This is a genomic window from Janthinobacterium sp. GW823-FHT01H08 (assembly GCF_058797855.1).
In genome coordinates this window covers 1,425,248-1,440,113 of the sequence record NZ_CM179504.1, presented here as the reverse complement: position 1 = coordinate 1,440,113, position 14,866 = coordinate 1,425,248, and the positions used below count along the sequence as shown (strand labels likewise).

The following is a 14,866-nucleotide window of genomic DNA, read 5'->3' as shown; positions in this document are numbered from 1 at the left end:
TTTACCGAATATTCGCGATCTCGCGTTTCAGGGCCTCGACGTTCTGCTGCGTCCGGCTGATGTTGTCCTTCAGTTGCGCCACCCGTTCCTGATATTTCGCATAGTTACGCTCGTTGCCCTGGCGCTCGGGCTGCCCGCCGTTAAATTCCAGGCGCTGCGCCGCCAGTTTCTGCTCTTCGCTGCGCAATTCGTCCTGCAGGATCTGGCGCCGGTCCAGGTCGCGCGCGCGCTGCTCCGCACCATCGACCTTGGGAAACGCGCCGGCGGCAGGCGCCGCCGTGGCCACCGCCTGCGTGGCGGACCGGGCAGGCGCGCCGGCCAGCGGCGCCGTCTTGCGTGGCGGCTCCGTCAGGGCGCCCGGCAAATCGAGCAGCTGGCAATGCGCGCCGGCCCGCCTGTCCGTGTACGTCTTGTGTCCCTGCGCATCGGCGCACACATACAACTGCCCGTGCGCCTGTGCCGCCGCGCCCAGCAATCCTGCCATCAGCGCCATTCTGTAATGCTTGGTCAATCTCTACTCCTGTCGGCACATGCCGCATCGTTCCTGGGCCGACTATACAACAACGCACTGTGGCGCCATAACAAAAAACGCGGGCAAGACCATCGCCTCACCCGCGTTTTTTTATTCACTACCGGCACGTTGCCGGCGTGGCGCCATTACAGCGAGTAGTACATGTCGAACTCGGCAGGATGCGTGGTCATGCGCATGCGCTGCACGTCCTGCATTTTCAGTTCCAGGTAAGCGTCGATCATCGAATCGCTGAACACACCGCCGCGGGTCAGGAACTCGCGGTCCTTGTCCAGGGCTTCCAGTGCTTCTTCCAGCGAAGCGCACACGGTAGGGATCAGTGCGTCTTCTTCCGGCGGCAGATGGTACAGATCTTTCGAGGCGGCTTCGCCCGGATGGATCTTGTTGGCAACGCCGTCCAGGCCGGCCATCAGCAGTGCGGCGAAGCACAGGTACGGGTTCGCCAGTGGATCCGGGAAGCGCGCTTCGACGCGGCGGCCTTTTGGATTGGCCACGTGCGGGATACGGATCGAGGCGGAACGGTTTTTCGCCGAGTACGCCAGTTTCACCGGCGCTTCGTAGCCTGGTACCAGACGCTTGTACGAGTTGGTGCCCGGATTGGTGATCGCGTTCAGTGCCTTGGCGTGCTTGATGATGCCGCCGATGTAGTACAGGGCGAAATCGGACAGGCCGGCATAGCCATCGCCAGCGAACAGGTTTTTGCCATCTTTCCATACGGATTGATGCACGTGCATGCCCGAACCGTTGTCGCCAACGATAGGTTTCGGCATGAAGGTGGCGGTCTTGCCATAGCTGTGCGCCACGTTCCACACCACGTATTTCAGGTTTTGCGTCCAGTCGGCGCGCTCGACCAGGGTCGAGAACTTGGTGCCGATTTCATTCTGACCGGCGCCGGCCACTTCGTGATGATGTACCTCAACCGGGATGCCCAGCGATTCCAGGATCAGGCACATTTCCGAACGCATGTCCTGGAAGCTGTCCACTGGCGGCACGGGGAAGTAGCCGCCCTTGACGGTAGGACGGTGGCCGCTGTTGCCGCCTTCGATATCCTTGCCGGTCGACCAGGAACCTTCGTCCGAACCGATCTTGACGAAGCAGCCCGACATGTCGATCTTCCAGCGCACGCTGTCGAAGATGAAGAATTCCGGCTCAGGGCCGAAGTAGGCGGTGTCGCCCATGCCCGACGATTTCAGGTAGGCTTCGGCGCGTTTCGCGATCGAGCGCGGGTCGCGGTCGTAGCCCTTGCCGTCCGACGGTTCGATCACGTCGCACTGCATGAACAGGGTCGTTTCTTCCATGAACGGGTCGATATTGGCCGTGTTTGGATCCGGCAGCAAGATCATGTCGGACGCTTCGATACCTTTCCAGCCAGCGATCGAAGAACCGTCAAAGGCGTGGCCCGACTCGAATTTGTCCATGTCGAAGTGCGACACGGGAACCGTCACGTGCTGCTCTTTACCACGGGTATCAGCAAAGCGGAAATCAACGAATTTGACTTCGTTTTCTTCTACCATCTTCAAGACTTCTGCGGCTGTCATTGCCATGCGTATCTCCTAAATGAATGTGGGGTGAGCCGACCTTAGTGCGTCTGGGCTGATGAAGCGAAGCAAACATTGCGTGCCACCAAAACTCATAAGGATCATAGCAGATTCCATGCCAGCTCCAGAAGAGACCTGGCCGCCAGAGGCAAAAACCGGCTATCCCAATGAAAGTTTTCCCGCCCGCGATTTTCCTGCTGAGTTTGCATCAAATCAAGAATGCACTATGCAAGTGCAAAAAACGAATAACGCACCATTATCGTGCATTTTGTGCGCATTCTTGAAAAATGCCTCGTTGTGGTGCATGCGCCGGGCGCCGTGGTTTCCCGTTTGCGGGGCGCGGATGGCGCACTATAATCGACCATACCTGCCCACTTTCATCGAGGACGCCATGACTACCGCCGCCGACATCCTGACCACCGCCCGCAGCCGGGCCAATGAAGGTACGCCGTATGCCGGCGCCGTGACGCCGCAGGAAGCGTACGCGCTGCTGCAACTGGACGCAGCCGCCAAGCTCATCGACGTGCGCACGAACGCCGAGCGCGACTGGGTAGGCCGGGTCGACATCGCCGATACCCAGCATGGTGCGGTGCAGTGGGCCACCTACCCGGGCGGCGTGCCGAATCCCGATTTCCTCGCGCAGCTGGCGGCCCAGGCCGGCAAAGACGAGGTGCTGCTGTTCCTGTGCCGCTCGGGCGTGCGTTCGCGCCATGCCGCCAAGCTGGCCACCGAGCACGGCTATATCAACTGCTTCGACATCCTTGAAGGGTTTGAAGGCGACAAGGATGCGGACGGCCACCGCAAGCAGATCGGCGGCTGGTGCAAGGCCGGGCTGCCGTGGCTGGGCGCCTGACGCTGGCCGCCTGACTATCTGAACAGTGTTTGATCTGGCGGGCCACGCGATGGCCCGTCATCGACTACAACCATCCATGCGCGCCCGATTTTTTCAACTGCGGCGCAAATTCTCCTTGAAGAAATGTACCTTATATAGTACAACGTAGAGGTGCGTCATGGATGCTTCCGGCTTGCGGCAGATTACCCTGCTGTTCTACGCGAATGGCAATGGCGGCGAACCCGTGCGCGACTGGCTCAAGTCGCTCCCCATCGAGGAACGCCATGTGATCGGACAAGACTTGATGCATGCGCAATGGCGCTGGCCCGTGGGCATGCCCCTGTGCCGGCATCTCGGGCACGGCTTGTCGGAGGTGCGCAGCAGCTTGCCCGGCAACCGCATCGCGCGCGTGCTGATCTGCCATCACGGCGATTGCCTGGTGGCGCTGCACGGCTTTATCAAGAAAACCCGGACGACGCCGGAAGACGACCTGGCGCTGGCCCGCAAACGCTACAAGGAACTGACATGAACGCCACCGCCCCCCATCTCGGCAGCAGCCTCGACGACTTCCTCAAGGAAGAAGGCATCTTTGAGCAAACGCAAACCCGCGCCATCAAGGAAGTGATCGCCTGGCAACTGACGCAGGCGATGCAGGAGCAATCGCTGTCGAAGACGCGCATGGCGGACCTGTTGCAGACGAGCCGCTCGCAGCTCGACCGCCTGCTCGACCCCGGCAGCGACGTGACGCTCTCCACGCTGGAGCGGGCCGCCGCGCTGCTTGGACGCAAGCTGTCGGTCACCCTCGTTTAAGCGACTTAAGCGCTCAGGCCGCCTCGCCTGCCTCGGGATGCTCGCCCATCAAGGTCAATATGCGCTTGCGCACGAAATTGATATGGCTGCGCAAGCCATACAGGCCATCGGCAAACGACAGGGGAATCGAGATCTGGTTGACCATGTCCTCGATCTGGTCCAGCCGCTTCAATTGCTCCGCATACACTTGCGCGCGCTGCGCTGGCGGCACGTCTTCCAGCGCCTGCTCCACCGTGCGCAACTGGCCGTACCAGCGGTACACGCGCGAGCGGATGCGCCACACGTACAGGGGCGGCACCACGCGCGACAAGGGCAATATCAAGGCACCGAGCGCCACCACCAGCACCCACATGCGGTCGAAGAAATTAGCCAGCCAGAAACTCATATAGCGCTGCAGCACGGGCGCGCCATCCTTGTAGAATTTCAGCGCTTCGGGCGCGACAGGAATTTCCGTGTAGCGCGCGGACGGGAACTGCCCCTGCTGCTGGAACCAGCCCGTGCCGCCATGGATGCCGGCCGCCGCCTGCACGAACAGGTCGACGAGGGCCGGATGCAAGTCTTCGCGCGCAACCAGGGTGGCGGTCGGCGCGATCAGATGATAATCCTGCGCCGGGATATTTTTTCCCAGGTCGACTATGCCGCGCGGCAAGACCACATGCGTGAGGAAAGGCAGGCGCCGCGTGTACGCCTCCGCTTGCGAAAAATCAAACAACTTGATGCCCGGCGTCTGCAGCAGCATCTGGATCAGCGGCGCTTCCGGCGCCGAACTGAACACCAGACCGTCGATGCGTCCTTCCAGCAGCTCCACCGTGGCGGGCGTGTTTTGCAAGGCACTCACCGTCAGCTCGTTCGCTTCCACGCCATTCACGGACAGCAACTGCCGGAACAGGCTGGGCACGCCCGTGCCTTCCGGCCCCAGGTTGATCTTCATGCCCTTCAATTGCGTCAGTTCCGTCACCGCCTTGTCTTCGCGCAAGAACAGCCAGACGGGTTCCGTAAACAGGCTGCCCAGGGAGATGAGGCCATGGCGCTCGGCATCAGCGTGTTCCGTCGAGCCGCTTTGCACGAAGGCGATATCGGTCTTGCCCGCGTTCAGGCGCTGCAGGTTTTCCTGCGAACCCAGCGATGGCTGCAAGGTCACCTTGATGCCGTGCCTGGCCAGGGTGGCCGCGTATTTCTTGCCGAACTCTTCATACGCGCTATTGTCCTGCCCCGTCGACAGGCTCACCTGGCGCGGCGGCGCCGGGTCGACCAGCCAGTAGGCAAGCGCACAGAATGCGCCGACCAGCAGCAGGGTGGGACCGGCGGTGGCGAGGAAATCGCGCACGGAAAAGCGGCTGAACGCGAGGATTTTGGACATGTGGTGGCGCATAGGTTTCATGGGTGGCTACGATGCCAAGAAAAGCCCAACTATGCAAGGCACTTTCACATGCGCGGCGTGGCCATTTCCGCTACAGTGGCAGATCGACCACCTGCCCTCTGGAGCCCCGCATGCTGAAAATTCTTGGAAAAGCCGCCTCGATCAATGTCCGCAAAGTCCTGTGGACGTGCGAAGAACTCGACCTGCCCTACGAACGCGAAGACTGGGGCAGCGGCTTTCGCAGTACCGACGACCCGGCCTTCCTGGCCCTGAATCCGAACGCCATGGTGCCCGTGCTGGTGGACGGCGACCTGGTGCTGTGGGAATCGAACACGATCTGCCGCTACCTGTGCGCCCAGGCGGGCCGCGACGACTTGCTTCCAAGCACGCCACGCGCCCGCGCGGAAGTGGAAAAATGGATGGATTGGCAGATGGGCGATTTGAACAACAGCTGGCGCTACGCCTTCATGTCGCTGGTGCGCCACAGCCCGGCCCACCAGGATGCGGCGCAGCTGGCGGCCGGTATTGCCGGATGGAACAAGATGATGGGCGTGCTGGAACAGCAGCTGCAGCGCACGGGCGCATTCGTCTGCGGCGAAGCGTTCACCCTGGCCGATATCGTGCTGGGCCTGTCCGTCAAGCGCTGGCTGATGGCCCCGATGCAACGTCCAGCGTATCCGGCCATTGCCGCCTATCACGCGCGCCTGGAAGATAAAACGGCCGCGTTTGCCGGCTAGCAAGAAAAAACGCCAGCATGGAAGCTGGCGTTTTGCTCAATCCGCATACTGCCGGTTAATTCGTGCACTGCCTGGCCACACCCTCGGCCGGCGCAGGCGGCTCGATCAGCGGCATCAAACTCGGCGCCAGCGACACCAGCAGTTGCACGGGCAAGGCGCTGGTGAAATCATAGTTCTTCGATTCCGGTCCGCGCACATACGCCGTCATGCTGCCGTAGAAGCGCTCGCCGATATTGAACACAAATGTCGCCGAGCGGTTCACATAGCGCGACTCGATCAGGCGGCCGCCGGCGCCATACACGTCGAAGCGCTGGTCGCCCGTGCCCGTCTTGCCGCCCATCGGGATCGGCACGCCGTCGGCGCCGACGAATGCCGTCTTCGCCCGTTTCGCCGTACCGTCCGACACGACTTCGCGGATGGCCTTGGCGACGGCCTTGGCCACGTCCGGCGACAGCACTTGCTCCGCCTCCACCTTGCTGCCCCGCTTGACCATGGTGTCGTACGGCGTGTTGGCGGCGAAATGCATGGAATCGATGCGCACGCTCGGCTTGCGCACGCCATCGTTGATGATGATGCCCATCAACTCGGCCAGCGCGGCGGGACGGTCGGCCGACGCGCCCAAGGTGGTCGCATACGACGGCACCAGCGAATCGAAGGGGTAGCCCATCTTTTTCCACTGGCGGTGGATTTCCAGGAAGCCTTCCACTTCCAGCAAGTTGGCGATGCGGCGGTCCTGCGCATGCTTGCGGTGCGTGTTGAACAGCCATTTGTAGACTTCCTGGCGTTCCTTTTCGCTGGCCGCCACCATCTGCGTCAGGGTGGAACCTTCATGCTGGCGTAGATACGCCACCATCCACAGTTCCAGCGGATGCACATTGGCCAGATAACCGCGGTCGGCCAAGGACCAGTTTTCCATCGCGTACTGCTGGTACATCTTGGCGACGCGCTCGGGCGGCACTTCGTTTTGCGACGGCAGGTTGGCGTTGAGGAAATCGCCGAATTCCGCCACCGTGCCCTTCGGATTGACGGTGCGGAAGATATTCGCCAGGCGCACGGGCGTCGGGCGAATGCTGGCCAATAAAATCTTTTCCTGCTCGTCAACGCTCTTGCCGCGGTACTTCTGATAGAAACGGTGCAGGAATTCGCGCCCTTCCTTGTCGGCAAAGCGGCTCAGGTACTGCGCGCGGCGCGGATCGTCCGCGTCCGCCAGCAGCGAGGCCGAAGAATCGGGACGCGAGAACATGTAATAGCGGGCCACGTCGCGCATCAGGCGCACGAACACCAGGTTGGTCGACTGGCGCAGCGCCTGCTGCACCGTCATGATGCGGCTGTCGTCGAGCTTGGAGAAGTTGCCGAAATGGTGCAAGCCGCCGCCCGTGAAGAAGCCTTCGCCCGGGTTGCCCGAATATTTGCGTTCCATGGCGGCCGCCAGCATGGCCGGCAGGTTGCGCGCTTCGCCGAGCGGCAATGGTTTCAGATAGGCAATCGCCCACTGCGACAGCATATCCTTGGGATCGACGGCAATCTTGCCCAGTTCGGCCGCGCCCATGCCGCTGTAGCGCTGGTGCAACTGGTCGATGATGTCCAGGTACGTGACCAGGGTGCGCAGCTTGGCCGTGGAACCGAGGTCCAGCTTGGCGCCTTCGTTGATGTCGAGCGGCTGGTCAAAGTTATCCGTTTGCACGCGCAGCAAGTTGGCCTGCTCGCCCTTTTGCAGCAAGGTAAAACTGTAGACCACGTTGGCGGGGTCGCCATTGCCCAGCATGCCCTTGCCCGTCAGGCCCGCCGCTTTCGCCACTTCCGGGTCGCGCAGCTCGCGCAAGACCTTGGTGACGGCGTTTTGCGCCTGCGCGTCGAGCGTGCTGACCACTTTCAGGTCAAGGCGGTCGAGGTTGTACAAGCGCGGATCGCCGAGCATGGTGGCCAGGTGGTTGCGCACGGCATTCGAAGCCTTGCGCGTAACGAACGAGGTCGACGCTTCCGATTGCACGCCGGACGCCGTCGACGGACGCAGCTTCTCGGCGATGGCCGCATCGCGCAGCTGCGGCGAAATCACGCCCGCCTGCGCCAGCAAACGCAGATGGCTGTTGGTCAATTCTTCCAGGTCGGCGCCGCCGGCCACCAGATAATGGGAAGGACGGCGCTGCGCGATCAGCAGGCTCAGCGCCTGCTTGTAGGCCAGCGCGCTGCCCGGCTGGTCCATTTTTCCACTAAGCAAGGTTTTCACTTCGGCAAACGGACGGCCATACCAGACCCACATGCCGTCGCCGATGCCGTTGACTTCGCCAAAGCCGCTCTTTGCCGACAGCGGCACGGTATTGAGGTAATTGACGACGATCTTGCGCCGCGCTTCCATGGTGTTTTCGCCATCCTGGTACGAGCGCAGGCTGGCCGAGATCATCTGCAGCAGCTTGTCCTGCATGGAACTGGTGCGCCCGTCTTCCGAATGCCGGTATTTTTCGATCTGCGTGGCCAGCGTGCTGCCGCCGCCACCGCGGTGGCCGCCGAACAGGTTCAGCGCCTTATCGAGGATCGCCTTGCTCAGACGGTCCCATTCCACGGCGGGATTGCGCTCGGGCGTGCCCGGGTCGAGCAACTCGCGGTTTTCGATGAACAGCAGGCTTTGCACGAGCGCCGGCGGCGCTTCGGCAAAGCCGTCGAACATGCGCTCGGGATAGCTGGCCGCGAACAGCGGTGCGGCGCGGCAATCGAGGATGGTCAGCCCGGCGCGATTTTTCTCGTGATAGGTGGCAAAGATGCCACGGTCGACCAGCTGCACCATTTTCGGCGACATGCGCGCCTGCGCCGTGACGGCGTAGTCGCGCGCATTGAGTTTGGTGATGAAGTCGGGCAAGCTGGCATAGCCGAGCCGCTCGTCATACGGGCCGTGCTGCGGATAGCGGATGGCGCCCGCCGGTGCAGGGCCGGGCTCGACCTTGAACGCCAGCTGGCGGTCCAGGCGCGTGAAAAACTCTGCCTGCAGGGCCGACGTGCGCACTTCGCGCATGACGAACCACGCCACGCCGGCGATCAGCGCCAGCACGATGATGGCAAAGATCGGCCAGATGCGCGAACGGCGCTTCTTCGGCGGGCTCGCCGGCGGCGGCGCCTCGGGAGCTGGATCAGAGGGGGGCCGCTCTTGCGCGGCCAGATTGACGCCTGTGTCTTTCATGGGATGCTGGGGTAAGGTTGGGTTTGGACGGCGCGGAAAAGGCGGCAACGATGCCGCTCCGCGCAGGATAAGACGAGGGCCAGCCAGGGCCGGTCACAACAAAACTTGCTTAACATGATGTCCATACCGGTGAATCAAAAAAACACGCTACTGCACAGGCAGGCGACCGCGCGTTCGACACGCAAGGCCCCTGTTCACCATTCCACCACATCGGCATGAAAACGACTGACGAGCGCGCACAAAAATCTTGCTTCATTGAAGATTTTCGCAAAAAAACAACGTCTTGGAACGTACGCTGGCGTACATAGATGCATGGCGGGCTGGACGCCAGCGAAAAAGCCGCCGGCGCCGGGCTGGCGGCATCTCAGATGGTGGTGTATTCCGCCTGCAAGGTATCGAGTGCGGCTCGCATCTCGGCAAAGGCAGCCGCCGCTTGCACGGGCTCGCCCTTGACGCCCAGTTCGATATGCCGGCGCGTCTGCGCATCGCCCACGCTGGGCAGGCTGAACACCTTGATCAGCGGAAACTCCGCTTCCAGGCGCACCATCAGCGGCGTGAGCAAGGATTCGGCCGTTTCATACACGAGCAAGGCATGTTCCGCGTGCGGCACCTGGTTGAACAGGTGGGCGTAATGCGTATCGAGCACCCATTCGATCATGGGCCAGGACATGACGGGAAAGCCCGGCACGAAATAATGCTCGCGCACGGCAAAGCCGGCAATCTTGTTGTACGGATTCGGAATCAGCTCGGCGCCCTGCACGAATTCCGCCATTTTCAGGCGGTGCAGGTTTTCCGGCGAGTTCAAATCGGCCGGCACGCCCGCCTCCTCGCCCATTTCCGTGATCCGCTGCTGGATATTGAGCTTGCCCTGCGGATGCAGCACCAGCGGCAAGCCCAGCGCATCGGCCGCCGCCTGGCGCGTATGGTCGTCCGGCGTGGCGCCGATGCCGCCAAAGCTGAAGACGATGTCGCCGCTTGCAAAGCTGCGCTGGAGCAAGGCGACCAGGCGGGCCGGCTCGTCGCCCACGTATTCCGCCCAACTCAGCTGCAAGCCGCGTGCCTTGAGCATGCTCACGACTCTCGGAAAATGCTGGTCCGTGCGCTTGCCCGACAGGATTTCGTCGCCGATGATGATCAATCCGATAGCCATGAAGCTCCCTCGTAGAATTCGATGAAAATACTCAAGCGTCCGCCGGCGCCACGTCGGTCATGCCGCGTACGCCCCGCAAACGCGCCAGTGCTTCCAGGCAGTAATACTGGAACCACAGACCCGTAAAAATAAAGATCAAGACATACAGCCAGATGGCGAACGCCGCCAGGAAGGGGAAGAACACCACCGACATCACGCCGCCCATCCACAGCATGCCCGGCACGGCGCCGGCCGCGCCGGAGACCATGCCGATGGCCAGCAGGGGCCAGCGCTGCTCGCGCATGATGGCGTGGCGCTCTTCCACGCTGGCGTAGTCGGCCATGGCGTCATACGCCATCACGCGGTAGGTCAGCCAGCCCCACAGCACGGCCTGGCCCGCCAGCGCGGCCGGCGGAAACGCGTACAGGGGCAGCATGAGCACCCAGACGATGATGAACAGCAGGAACGTCGCCAGCGAAGTGGCGACGCTGCCCAGCAGGCTGCCGCCATGCTTCTTTTCCAGCTGCGGAAAATGCCGCCCGCCGATATGTCGGCCGATGGCCGGCATGGCGAACAGGCCCATGAAGATCAGCGCCGTCAAGATCATCAGCGGCAACAGCATGAACATGGCGATCAACGGCACGATCACCGCTTTCAGCATGCCCAGGCCAAAGGCGGCCAGCACCTGGCCGCTGGTGCGGAAGAAGTCATATTGCGTAAACAGCGCATGCAGGCTGTCGATCAGCGGCTGCAAGCCCACATACAGCAGGGCGCCCCACAGGATCAGCGACAGGATGAACGGCGCTATGCTCAACAGCAATATCCTGCCGTGCAATTGCGACAGGAAAGCACGGCCATACGAATTCAGCACATTACGCATCAACGGCGTCCTTTTCGTTTGATTCTTGCAAATTCCACCATGCGGCGCAGGCCCAGCCATTGCTGCTGCCAGAAGCCGCGGCCATAGTTGCGCCCGGGCCGGCCCACGCCCTGGCTGTCGATACGGGCCAGCTGGTCGCGCACGCCCGTGCGCGCATAGCCGGCCGAGAAATTCGCGGTGCCCAGCAGCATATCCCAAATCGGCAAGACCACGCCGAAGTTGCAACCACCCATGCTGCCCTTGCCTTTCGACTCATGCCCCACGCCGATCGCATGGTGCGTGCGGTGGAAACGGGGCGAGATCAGCAGCCGCTCGCCGATGCGGCCGAAGTGTATCCTCACATTCGCATGCTGCAAGCTTTGCAGGATGCGCGAAACCGACACCAGCAGCACGTACTGGCCCGGCGGCACGCCGATGCCGAGCGCCACCAGCGCCATCACCACGTCGCGCAAAAAGTCGTCGAGCAAGTGATTGCGGTCATCGCTCCACAAGTTCATGTTTTGCTGGCTGTGATGCAGGCTGTGCAAGCCCCACCACCAGCCGAAATGGTGCGAGGCCCGGTGATAGCAATAGTCGACGAAGTCCAGTATCACAAAATAAATGATAAAACTGACTAAGGGACTGATGCCGGGCAACAGCGATTCCAGGTTCAATGGATGGATATTGTCGAAACGCAAGGCGCCTGCCAAGGCATCCATCAGCGGATCGAGCGTGAAGAAGACCAGCACGGAAAACAGGCCGATGCGGTGCAGTACCGTGTAGATGAAGTCGTTCCAGCGGGCGCGCGGGTCGGTGATCTTTTGCGCGGGAATCAGGGCTTCGAGCGGGCGCAGCACGAGGAACAGCAGCACCAGTTCGCACAGGCCGATCAGCAGCCATTCCGTGCCCTCGAATGCTTCTTCCGTAAATTCGCCAAAGCCCAGGTGATAGACGAGGGGATTCACCACAGTCTGGAACAGCCAGCCTTGCGCCACGCCAAAGGCGTCGACCACGGCGTCGATCATCGGGGTGACGAAACTGACGATGTCGGCGGCGATCATGGCTGGCCCTTCTTCCGCGCGTAGGCAGGATGCTCGCGCAGGGTGGCAAAACAGAAACCCTTGTCTTGCAGGCCGGAAATCAAGGCATCGAGGTTGGCGGGCGCCCATGCATCTTTGCGCGACCAGATGCCCATGTGCGCAATGAAAATGTCGCCGCTGCGCAAGTTCGCCAGCGCTTTCTTCAGCAGCATGGCGTTTGGATACTTATCGCTAGGCAATTCATCGCCGGAATACCCCGCTGGCGCCCAGCCCGCATGCTGGTAGCCGCAGGCGCTGCCGGCCGCCAGGGTGCGCGGCGACGTATAGCCGCCCGGCGCACGCCAGAACGGGTCGAGCTTGCGGCCCGTCAGTTCCTGGAAGCGCGTATCGACGCGGCGCAATTCCTCGCAGAACTGCTGATCCGTCACCGACGCCAGCTTGCCGCCGTCCTTGCCGAACTGGGGCTTAACCTGGATCAAGCCGTTGGCCAGATCCTTCTTCCAGTACACATGGTCGAACGTATGCGTGCCGAACGCATGGCCTTCGGCGACCCGGGCTTTCCAGTACGGTGCCCACGACGGATCGAGCGAATAGTCGCCGCGCGTCGTCTTTTCGTTGGCCAGGAAGAACGTGGCTTTGATCTGGCGCTTGTTCAGCACGTCGGCGATCAGTTGCGCTTGCGACTGGCTGCCGGTGTCGAACGTCATGTAGATCGTACCCTTGCAGGCGGCCGGCGCTGATGCTGCGGCTGGTGCAGCGGCGGCAGGTGCGGCAGGTGCGGCAGCATGCGCGGGCGTCAGCATGGTGCCGGCGCACAGCAGCACGGCGGGCACATGGCCCGCGGAAATCAGGCGTTTCATCATCACACCCGTCATCACATGCGCGGCGAGTGCGTGGCGAAATACACGCCATGGGGCGAGCGGCCCACGGGGATCGTCTTGATCACCTTGCGCGTGGTCAAATCGATCACGGCCACTTTCTTGATCCAGCGCAGGGTGACCCACATGGTCTTGCCATCTGGCGTGATTTCCATGCAGTCCGGGCCGCCAGGCACGTTGATGGTGCCCACGTTTTCCAGGGTTTGCTGGTCGATGATGTTGATCGTGTTCGACACGCGATTCGACACGAACGTCATGCGGTTGTCACCGAGCGCGCGGAAATTATGCGTGCCGGCGCCCGCCTTGATGCGCTTGACGGTCTTTTGCGTGCGCCAGTCGATCACTTCCACGTAATCGCTGCCCATGATGCCCACCAGCAAATGCTTGCCATCAGGCGTCATCGTGATGCCGGCCGGCGCGGGGCCGACGGGCATGGTCCATTTCACCGTCTGCGTGGCCAGGTCGATGGCGCTGACCTGGTTGCTGCCTTGCTGCGTAATGAACGCCATGCTGCTGTCGGCCGTGAAGGCCATGTGGCTGGGCAATTTTGGCAGCGGGATGCGCTTGGCCAGGGTCAGGTTCTTGCCGTCGTAGCGGTACAGGTCGATGCGGTCCAGGCGCAGCGAATTCGAGATGAACCACTTCTGGTCCGGCGAAAAGCCGATCTGGTAGGGATCGAGGATGTTGCTGATGCGGCGCTGGATCTGGCCCGACACGGGGTCGAGGAAGATCAGTTCGTTGCCGACGGAGCTGGCGACGATCAGCGACTTGCCGTCCGGCGTCTCCATCAGGTGGTGCGGTTCCTTGCCGACGGCAAAGGTGGACAGGGGGGCGTAGGTTTTCTGGTCCAGCAGTTGCACCGTAGCATCACGGGAATTGAGTACCACCACCACTTCGGCTTGCGCCGTCGATATTGCGGAAACCAGGCACAGCGAGGAAAAAACAAGGCGGCGTAGACTGCGGAACATGGAAGAAATCACTGTTAAATACAAAACATGCATTTTACGTGGAACACCGTATTTATTGTGTGAAATCCCCCCTTAAATACAAGCCGTCGCCAAACCTCGTCGTAACTTCCCCATTTTCCCTGCAGCGGGCCTGGAATGGCGCTTTGCAACTCATTGCTCTACAATCTGAAGCTTTCATCGCCAACACAAGGATTATCATGACCACCACCACTACCGCTTCCGGCCTGCAATACATCGATACCGTCGTCGGCGAAGGCGCTGAAGCGCAAGCCGGCAACAATGTTGTCGTGCATTACACGGGCTGGCTGCAGAACGACGACGGCAGCGCCGGTTCGAAATTCGATTCGAGCAAGGACCGCAACGACCCGTTCGAATTCCCGCTGGGCGCAGGCCGCGTCATCCAGGGCTGGGACGAAGGCGTGCAAGGCATGAAAGTGGGCGGCAAGCGCCAGCTGATCATCCCGGCAGCACTGGGCTATGGCGCACGCGGCGCCGGCGGCGTAATTCCACCGAACGCGACCCTGATTTTCGACGTCGAACTGCTGGGCGTATAAGAACAGACTCCACAGCGCTCGAGCGACTGTACCTGGCGCCGCCCCTGTTCATTCAGCGGCGGCGCTTTTGTTTTGAGTGTGTCCTCTAATGCACGGCGCGCTTTTTTCACTATGATGTCAGGCACTGCAGCACGCACGGTGGCCACTCCGCCGCGCCTGCCGCACTTTTCCAGCGATTCCATCAGCACACAGGAGCCATCATGAGTTTACAAGAGCAATTCGACCAAGCGCAGCTCGATTCCAAGACCCTGTCCGAGCGTCCGGACAATATGACCTTGCTGAAAATCTACGCCTTGTTCAAGCAAGCCTCGAGCGGCGACGCCACGGGCGAGCGCCCTGGCATGACCGACTTCGTCAACCGCGCCAAGTTCGACGCCTGGGCGGCCCTGGCCGGCACGTCGAAGGAAGATGCGCAGCAGCAATACATCGACCTGATCGAAGACTTGAAGGACTGATCATC

General features: G+C 61.7%; 15 protein-coding genes. 6 read left to right on the top strand and 9 right to left on the bottom strand.

Annotated features, from left to right (window positions below; translation table 11 throughout):
- Nucleotide 1 precedes the first annotated feature (1 nt).
- Both AC3RCG_RS06485 and glnA read right to left on the bottom strand, forming a co-directional pair.
- Nucleotides 2-484, bottom strand: coding sequence for a DUF4124 domain-containing protein (locus AC3RCG_RS06485; RefSeq protein WP_070219341.1), 483 nt, complete (start codon nt 482-484; stop codon nt 2-4).
- Between the two features lie 173 nt (nt 485-657).
- Nucleotides 658-2,073, bottom strand: coding sequence for a type I glutamate--ammonia ligase (gene glnA / locus AC3RCG_RS06480; protein ID WP_070219258.1), 1,416 nt, complete (start codon nt 2,071-2,073; stop codon nt 658-660).
- 385 nt (nt 2,074-2,458) lie between these two features.
- Here glnA and AC3RCG_RS06475 point away from each other — a divergent pair, with 385 nt between their 5' ends.
- From AC3RCG_RS06475 to AC3RCG_RS06465, 3 genes are all read left to right on the top strand, one after another.
- Nucleotides 2,459-2,920, top strand: a complete 462-nt coding sequence (locus AC3RCG_RS06475) for a rhodanese-like domain-containing protein (protein ID WP_070219342.1) — start codon at nt 2,459-2,461, stop codon at nt 2,918-2,920.
- Nucleotides 2,921-3,077: 157 nt separating this feature from the next.
- Nucleotides 3,078-3,428 (top strand): type II toxin-antitoxin system RelE/ParE family toxin, encoded by a 351-nt coding sequence (locus AC3RCG_RS06470; RefSeq protein WP_070291139.1) that lies wholly within the window; start codon nt 3,078-3,080, stop codon nt 3,426-3,428.
- The gene (locus AC3RCG_RS06465; RefSeq protein WP_070291138.1) at nt 3,425-3,709 is read left to right on the top strand and encodes a helix-turn-helix domain-containing protein; all 285 of its coding nucleotides are present in this window, start codon (nt 3,425-3,427) and stop codon (nt 3,707-3,709) included. Before AC3RCG_RS06470 ends, AC3RCG_RS06465 begins: the two co-directional genes overlap by 4 nt.
- A 13-nt stretch (nt 3,710-3,722) precedes the next feature.
- Here the strand turns inward: AC3RCG_RS06465 and AC3RCG_RS06460 are convergent, their stop codons facing one another.
- On the bottom strand, nt 3,723-5,069 hold the full coding sequence (locus AC3RCG_RS06460) for a TAXI family TRAP transporter solute-binding subunit (protein ID WP_070291206.1): 1,347 nt from the start codon (nt 5,067-5,069) through the stop codon (nt 3,723-3,725).
- Between the two features lie 131 nt (nt 5,070-5,200).
- On the opposite strand from AC3RCG_RS06460, the gene AC3RCG_RS06455 reads away from it, so the two are divergent.
- Nucleotides 5,201-5,806, top strand: coding sequence for a glutathione S-transferase family protein (locus AC3RCG_RS06455; protein WP_070312779.1), 606 nt, complete (start codon nt 5,201-5,203; stop codon nt 5,804-5,806).
- Nucleotides 5,807-5,861: 55 nt separating this feature from the next.
- Here AC3RCG_RS06455 and AC3RCG_RS06450 read toward each other — a convergent pair whose 3' ends face one another.
- The 6 genes from AC3RCG_RS06450 to AC3RCG_RS06425 all read right to left on the bottom strand — a co-directional run bounded on the left by AC3RCG_RS06450 (nt 5,862) and on the right by AC3RCG_RS06425 (nt 13,852).
- A complete protein-coding gene (locus AC3RCG_RS06450) occupies nt 5,862-8,978 on the bottom strand; it encodes a transglycosylase domain-containing protein (protein ID WP_492404505.1) in 3,117 nt (1,038 codons plus the stop codon).
- A 364-nt stretch (nt 8,979-9,342) separates the two neighbouring features.
- Complete coding sequence (locus AC3RCG_RS06445) at nt 9,343-10,128, bottom strand: competence/damage-inducible protein A (protein ID WP_492404507.1); 786 nt, start codon at nt 10,126-10,128, stop codon at nt 9,343-9,345.
- A gap of 31 nt (nt 10,129-10,159) precedes the next feature.
- The gene (locus tag AC3RCG_RS06440; RefSeq protein WP_492404509.1) at nt 10,160-10,987 is read right to left on the bottom strand and encodes an EI24 domain-containing protein; all 828 of its coding nucleotides are present in this window, start codon (nt 10,985-10,987) and stop codon (nt 10,160-10,162) included.
- The gene (locus AC3RCG_RS06435; RefSeq protein ID WP_492404611.1) at nt 10,987-11,991 is read right to left on the bottom strand and encodes a sterol desaturase family protein; all 1,005 of its coding nucleotides are present in this window, start codon (nt 11,989-11,991) and stop codon (nt 10,987-10,989) included. The genes AC3RCG_RS06440 and AC3RCG_RS06435 overlap by 1 nt, the downstream gene beginning before the upstream one ends.
- Before the next feature lie 32 nt (nt 11,992-12,023).
- Nucleotides 12,024-12,809, bottom strand: coding sequence for a polysaccharide deacetylase family protein (locus AC3RCG_RS06430; protein ID WP_070312795.1), 786 nt, complete (start codon nt 12,807-12,809; stop codon nt 12,024-12,026).
- A 71-nt stretch (nt 12,810-12,880) separates the two neighbouring features.
- Nucleotides 12,881-13,852, bottom strand: coding sequence for a YVTN family beta-propeller repeat protein (locus AC3RCG_RS06425; protein ID WP_475414393.1), 972 nt, complete (start codon nt 13,850-13,852; stop codon nt 12,881-12,883).
- Nucleotides 13,853-14,049: 197 nt separating this feature from the next.
- Here AC3RCG_RS06425 and AC3RCG_RS06420 point away from each other — a divergent pair, with 197 nt between their 5' ends.
- Together AC3RCG_RS06420 and AC3RCG_RS06415 are read left to right on the top strand one after the other, a co-directional pair.
- Nucleotides 14,050-14,406 carry an FKBP-type peptidyl-prolyl cis-trans isomerase gene (locus AC3RCG_RS06420; protein ID WP_034760263.1) on the top strand — a complete coding sequence of 119 codons (357 nt, stop codon included), beginning with the start codon at nt 14,050-14,052 and terminating at the stop codon, nt 14,404-14,406.
- Nucleotides 14,407-14,606: 200 nt separating this feature from the next.
- The gene (locus AC3RCG_RS06415; RefSeq protein ID WP_070219266.1) at nt 14,607-14,861 is read left to right on the top strand and encodes an acyl-CoA-binding protein; all 255 of its coding nucleotides are present in this window, start codon (nt 14,607-14,609) and stop codon (nt 14,859-14,861) included.
- Nucleotides 14,862-14,866: the final 5 nt, after the last annotated feature.

Coding starts and splice junctions, on each gene's coding strand:
- AC3RCG_RS06465 (WP_070291138.1), top strand. CDS start 3,425: ATGAACGCCACCGCCCCCCATCTCGGCAGCAGCCTCGACGACTTCCTC.
- AC3RCG_RS06485 (WP_070219341.1), bottom strand. CDS start 484: ATGGCAGGATTGCTGGGCGCGGCGGCACAGGCGCACGGGCAGTTGTAT.
- glnA (WP_070219258.1), bottom strand. CDS start 2,073: ATGGCAATGACAGCCGCAGAAGTCTTGAAGATGGTAGAAGAAAACGAA.
- AC3RCG_RS06445 (WP_492404507.1), bottom strand. CDS start 10,128: ATGGCTATCGGATTGATCATCATCGGCGACGAAATCCTGTCGGGCAAG.
- AC3RCG_RS06455 (WP_070312779.1), top strand. CDS start 5,201: ATGCTGAAAATTCTTGGAAAAGCCGCCTCGATCAATGTCCGCAAAGTC.
- AC3RCG_RS06475 (WP_070219342.1), top strand. CDS start 2,459: ATGACTACCGCCGCCGACATCCTGACCACCGCCCGCAGCCGGGCCAAT.
- AC3RCG_RS06435 (WP_492404611.1), bottom strand. CDS start 11,991: ATGATCGACGCCGTGGTCGACGCCTTTGGCGTGGCGCAAGGCTGGCTG.
- AC3RCG_RS06430 (WP_070312795.1), bottom strand. CDS start 12,809: ATGCTGACGCCCGCGCATGCTGCCGCACCTGCCGCACCTGCCGCCGCT.
- AC3RCG_RS06460 (WP_070291206.1), bottom strand. CDS start 5,069: ATGTCCAAAATCCTCGCGTTCAGCCGCTTTTCCGTGCGCGATTTCCTC.
- AC3RCG_RS06450 (WP_492404505.1), bottom strand. CDS start 8,978: ATGAAAGACACAGGCGTCAATCTGGCCGCGCAAGAGCGGCCCCCCTCT.
- AC3RCG_RS06440 (WP_492404509.1), bottom strand. CDS start 10,987: ATGCGTAATGTGCTGAATTCGTATGGCCGTGCTTTCCTGTCGCAATTG.
- AC3RCG_RS06415 (WP_070219266.1), top strand. CDS start 14,607: ATGAGTTTACAAGAGCAATTCGACCAAGCGCAGCTCGATTCCAAGACC.
- AC3RCG_RS06470 (WP_070291139.1), top strand. CDS start 3,078: ATGGATGCTTCCGGCTTGCGGCAGATTACCCTGCTGTTCTACGCGAAT.
- AC3RCG_RS06425 (WP_475414393.1), bottom strand. CDS start 13,852: ATGTTCCGCAGTCTACGCCGCCTTGTTTTTTCCTCGCTGTGCCTGGTT.
- AC3RCG_RS06420 (WP_034760263.1), top strand. CDS start 14,050: ATGACCACCACCACTACCGCTTCCGGCCTGCAATACATCGATACCGTC.